This window comes from Delftia sp. ASV31 (genome assembly GCF_016428765.1).
Taxonomy (GTDB): Bacteria; Pseudomonadota; Gammaproteobacteria; order Burkholderiales; family Burkholderiaceae_C; genus Comamonas; species Comamonas acidovorans.
This window is the reverse complement of the sequence record NZ_JAELTK010000156.1, coordinates 1-5,746: the sequence shown is the minus strand read 5'-3', so window position 1 is coordinate 5,746 and position 5,746 is coordinate 1. Positions and strand designations below refer to the sequence as shown.

The following is a 5,746-nucleotide window of genomic DNA, read 5'->3' as shown; positions in this document are numbered from 1 at the left end:
AGCTGCCGTGGCGACAGCTTCCAGCCGAAGCGGCGCAGGCGCGAGACGATCTGCAGGCTCAGGATGGAATCACCGCCCAGCGCGAAGAAGTTGTCGCTGCGCCCCACCCGCTCCAGGCCCAGCACCTCGGCCCAGATACGGGCCAGCAGCGCCTCCAGTTCGCCCTCGGGCGCCTGGCTGGCGGCTGGCATGCCGAACGCGGGCAGGGCCTGCCGGTCCAGCTTGCCGTTGGCGTTCTGCGGCAACTGGTCCAGCACCATGATGGCGCCCGGCACCATGTAGTCCGGCAGTACCGTGGCCAGGCGCTCGCGCATCTCCTGCTCGTCCAGGGTGCGCCCGCTGCGGGCAGACACATAGGCCAGCAGCCGCGTGCCCGCCGGTCCCTCGCCGGCCACGACCACGGCCTCGCGCACATCGTCCAGCGCCAGCAGTTGCGCCTGCACTTCGCCCAGCTCGATGCGCAGGCCGCGGATCTTGACCTGGTGGTCCACCCGCCCCAGGTACTCCAGCTGGCCCTGCGCATTCCAGCGCACCAGGTCGCCCGTGCGATAGAGTCTTGCGCCATCGTGGCCGAAGGGGTCTGCGACAAAGCGCTCCGCGCTGAGCCCTGCCCGGTTCAGGTAGCCGCGCGACAGCAGGGGCCCGCCTATGCACAGCTCGCCGGCCACGCCCAGGGGCACGGGGCGCATCCGGTCGTCCACCACCCACATGTGCCGGCCCGCCAGGGGCCGGCCTATGGGAAGGTCCTGCGGCGCCGCGCCGGCGCCTTCCACCAGGCCCGTGCAGTCGAAGAGGGAGGCCGTGACGGTGGCCTCGGTCGGGCCATAGGCATTGAGCAGCCTCACATGGCCCAGCCCGGCATCGCGCCAGGCCTGCAGGCCGGCGGCCGGCATGGCCTCGCCGCCCACATGCACCTGCCTGAGCCGCCCGTACCCGCGCAGGCCCTGCCGCGCGAAATCCTGGACCAGCAGCAGCCAGTAGGCGGTGGTCAGATCGGCCACGCTGATCTGCCTGGCCATGAGTTCCCTGTGGAAGGTGGCGCTGTCCCAGAGTTCGGGCCCGCGCAGCACCATGGCCGCGCCGGCCACCAGCGGCGCGAACAGCTGCTCGATGCAGCCATCGAAATTCAGCGTGGCGAACTGCAGCACGCGGTCCTGCGGCGACAGCGCGGCAAAGCCGACGGCCAGCTGCGCCTGTTCGGCCAGGCAGCGGTGGGAGATGCCCACGCCCTTGGGGCGGCCGGTGGAGCCCGAGGTGTAGATCACATAGGCCAGGCATTCGCCATGCACGGCGGCGCCGGGGTTGTGATCGGGCCCCGGCATCGCGCCGATGGCATCCAGGTCCAGCGCCTTCACGCGACCGGCCACCTCCAGCCCCAGGCGGGACTGCGTGAGCAGGCAGGCCATGCCGCTGTCCTCGACCATGTGGGCCAGGCGCTCGGCCGGATAGCCGGGGTCCAGGGGCACATAGGCCGCGCCCGACTTGAGCACGGCCAGCACGGCAACCACCATCTCCACCGAGCGTTCCACCGCAATGCCCACGCGCACCTCCGCGCCCACTCCCTCGGCGATCAGGCGGTGCGCAAGGCGGTTGGCACGCCGGTTGAGCTGCGCATAGCTGATGCATTCGTCGCCAAAGACCAGGGCCGTGGCCTGGGGCCGCTCGTCCACCTGCTGCTCGAACAGCCTGTGCACCAGGGGCTGGGCGTCGCGGCGCGGCGGGTTGCATCCAGACTGCACCGATTGCGCCCATTGCGTCAGCTGCGCCCATTCATCCCGGTCCAGCAGCTCGATATCGCAGGCCGGCAACGCGGGCGTTTCGGCCAGGGCCGCAACAATGCCTTCCACGGCGGCCAGCATGTAGGCGCACAGGCGCTGCGCGCCCACAGTCTTGCTGGCCTGCCCGACCAGGCGAAAGCCCTGGCCCAGGTCATCGATGGACATGTCCAGCGGGTAGTTGGTGCGCTCCTGCCCGCCCAGCGCCGTCATGCCTTCCCACGCGCCCGAGGCTGCGCCCGCAGCCGCCGTCTCCTGCGGCGCTGCGATGTAGCGGTAGTTGAGCAGGGCCGAGAACAGCGGCGTTCCCCCCGCCAGAGCGCTGCAGCGCTGTGCCAGCGACAGCGTGGCGTGCTCGTGGTGCATCAGCCCCGTCAGCCCCGCATGCGTTTCGTGCAGGCATTCCTGCACGCTGCGCCCGCCCAGCCGTATGCGCAGCGGCAGCGTGTTGATGAACATGCCCAGCGCACTGTGCGCGCCCTCCCCGCCCTGCATGCGGCCAAAGAGCACGGTGCCGAACACCACGTCGTCCTTGCCCGTGGTCCTGCCCAGCACCAGCGCCCAGGCCAGGTGGAACAGGCTGGCTGCACTCACCCCATGGCGCTGCGCCTGCCGGCGCAGCTCGCGCGACAGCGGTGCATCCAGCGCAAGCCTGGCCTCCTCCACCGCACTGCCGTCTCCCTGCACATCCAGCAGGCCAAACGGCGCCGTGGGCTCATCCACATCGCCGAGCATGGCGCGGAAGAAGTCCTCATGCTCCCGGGTGCTCACGCCCAGCCGGGCCTGGGCCACGAAGCGCCTGAACGGCAGGGGCCTGGGCAGCTCCGCCTCGCGGCCCTGGGCCATCAGCGCAATCTCGTCGACGATGCGCTCCAGCGTCGTATGGTCCAGCACCAGGTGATGGGTCAGCAGCTGCAGCAGCCAGCGCCCGTTGCGCGCATCCTGCGCCGCCATGGCGCGGATCATGGGCGCACGGCGCACATCGATGCGCTGCACGCGCGGGTCCAGCCGCTGCTGCAGCGCGGCGGCCACATCATCTTCGCCCTCGCCTTCACCAGGTTCCAGCCAATCGACCAGCACCTGTGCCTGTCGCCAGACCACCTGCACAGGCTCGGCCAGCCCTTCCCACAGCACGGCCGTGCGCAGGATGTCGTGGCGTGCGATGACCTGGTTGAGCCGTTGCACAAAGCCCAGCAGCCGCTCGCGCGTGTCGAAGCCCAGCAGCGTGGGCGTGGCATAGGCGTCGCCCTGCTGGTGCAGGGTGTGGTGGAACAGAATGCCTTCCTGCAGCGGCGCCAGCGGATAGATGTCCTGGATGTTGGCCGCGCCACCGGGCACGGCGGCCTCGACCCGCGCGATCTCCTGCACGTCCAGCGCCACCAGCGTCAGCATGTCGGGCGTGATGGCCGTGCAGCCTTCGGGGATGCCGTTGGGCGGCACCTGCACCTGGGCAGCGCCATCCGCCTGCATCAGCTGCGCCGCAAAATCCGCCAGCTGCGGATGCTGGAACAGGCTGCGCACCGAGGCCGACAGGCCATGCGCGCGCATGCGTTCCAGCATGCCCATGGCCAGCAGCGAGTGTCCGCCCAGCTCGAAGAAGTTGTCGCGCCGCCCCACGCGGTCCTGCCCCAGAAGCTCGGCCCATATCGCCGACAGCTGCTGCTCGACCCCGTTGTGCGGCGGCTCGTATCCACGCTGTGCCCATTCGGGCTGCGGCAGGGCCTTGCGGTCCACCTTGCCGTTGGCATTGAGCGCAAGCGCAGGCAGCACGACGATGGCCGAAGGCTGCATATAGTCCGGCAGCCGCCGGGCCAAAGCCTGGCGCAAGGTTTCGGACAGCCCCGCATCGGCGTCCGGACCGGCCACATAGGCGACAAGGCGTGCGCCCGCCGCGCCCGACGTGGCTTGTGCCGCGACCACCACGGCCTCGCGCACGCCGGGCTGGGCCAGCAGATGGGCCTCGATCTCGCCCAGTTCGATGCGCAGGCCGCGGATCTTCACCTGGTGGTCCAGGCGCCCCAGGTACTCGATCTGGCCCTCGCCGTTCCAGCGCACCAGATCACCCGTGCGGTACAGCAGGCCGCCCTGCGTGTCCAGCGGGTCGGCCACAAAGCGCTCGGCCGTCAGTGCGGGGCGGTTCAGATAGCCGCGCGCCAGGCCAATGCCTCCCAGGTACAGCTCGCCGGCCACGCCCCGTGGCGCCGGCCGCATGGCGCAGTCCAGCACATAGGTGCGGATGCCGCTGATGGGCTGGCCGATGGGAACCTGGCGCCGCCCGTCGTCGCGGCAGCGCCAGTGGGTGACGTCGATGGCCGCCTCGGTCGGGCCATAGAGGTTGTAGAGACCGGCTCCGGGCAAGAGCCTGAAGACGGCGTTCTGCGCCTCGGCAGGCAGGGCCTCGCCGCTGCACAGGATGCGCCTGAGGCCCGTGCATGCCGCAACGCCCGCGTGCGCCACAAAGGCCTGCAGCATGGAAGGCACGAAGTGCACGGTGGTGACGCCATGGTCCGTGATCAGCGCTACCAGCCTTGCGGGGTCACGGTGATCGCCAGGCGCGGCCATCACCAGCCGGGCGCCGACCATCAGGGGCCAGAAGAACTCCCAGACCGACACATCGAAGCTGAACGGTGTCTTTTGCAGCACGGCGTCCGAGGCATCGAGCGCATAGGCCTGCTGCATCCAGGCCAGCCGGTTGTGCAGGGCCGCATGCCGGTTGGCCGCGCCCTTGGGGCGGCCCGTGGAGCCCGAGGTGAAGATCACATAGGCCAGATGCTCCCCATGCACGGCAACCACCGGGTTGCGCTGCGATTCACCGGCCAGATCGATGCGGTCGATGTCCAGCCACTGCAGATCCTCGCCTGCGGGCAGGCGCTCGCGCAGCGCGCTGTGGGTGAGCAGGCGCCGCACGGCGCCGTCTTCGATCATCTGGGCCAGCCGTTCGGGCGGGTGATCGGGGTCCAGGGGCACATAGGCGCCACCGGCCTTCATGATGGCCAGCAGGCCCACCACCATCTCGATGGACCGCTCCATGGCGATGCCGACCCGGGTCTCCGGCCTCACGCCCAGGGCCATCAGCCGGTGTGCCAGCTGGTTGGCGCGGCGGTTGAGCTGGTCGTAGCTCAGAACCTGATCGCCAAAGACCAGCGCCACGGCATCCGGCCGTGCCTGGGCCTGGCGCTCGATCAACCGGTGCACGGGCTGCATCCCTGGTTCGGTTCGGGCGCCCAGGCTCCAGGCCTGCAGCTGCGCCCATTCCTTGCCGTCCAGCATGTCCAGCGCCGCAGCCTCCAGGCCGGGCTCGCTTTCCAGCGCGTGGACCAGGGAGGCCACGGCCGCCGCCATGTATCCACACAGCCGTTCAGCCCCCAGAGCAGCATCGGCCTGGGCCACGATGCCAAAGCCTTCACCCAGGTCGTCGATGGACACGGTCACAGGGTAGTTGGTGCGCTCCTGTCCGCCCAGCGCCGTCATGCCTTCCCACGCGCCCGCTGCGCCCCCCTCCTGCGGCGCCACGCTGTAGCGGTAGTTGAGCAGGGCAGAGAACAGCGGCGTTCCCCCCGCCACAGCGCTGCAGCGCTGCGCCAGCGACAGCGTGGCGTGCTCGTGGTGCATCAGCCCCGTCAGCCCCGCATGCGTCTCATGCAGGCAGTCCTGCACGCTGCGCCCGCCCAGCCGACCGCCCAACCGTATGCGCAGCGGCAGCGTGTTGATGAACATGCCCAGCGCACTGTGCGCGCCCTCCCCGCCCTGCATGCGGCCAAAGAGCACGGTGCCGAACACCACATCGTCCTTGCCCGTGGTCCTGCCCAGCACCAGCGCCCAGGCCAGGTGGAACAGGCTGGCCGCACTCACCCCATGGCGCTGCGCCTGCCGGCGCAGCTCGCGCGACAGCGGTGCATCCAGCGCAAGCCTGGCCTCCTCCACCGCACTGCCGTCTCCCTGCACATCCAGCAGGCCAAACGGCGCCGTGG

General features: G+C 70.3%; 1 protein-coding gene. It reads right to left on the bottom strand.

Annotated elements, in window-relative coordinates; translation table 11 throughout:
• The coding region (locus JHD82_RS28400; protein ID WP_199140212.1) for a non-ribosomal peptide synthetase at positions 1-5,746 on the bottom strand (5,746 nt) is incomplete at both ends.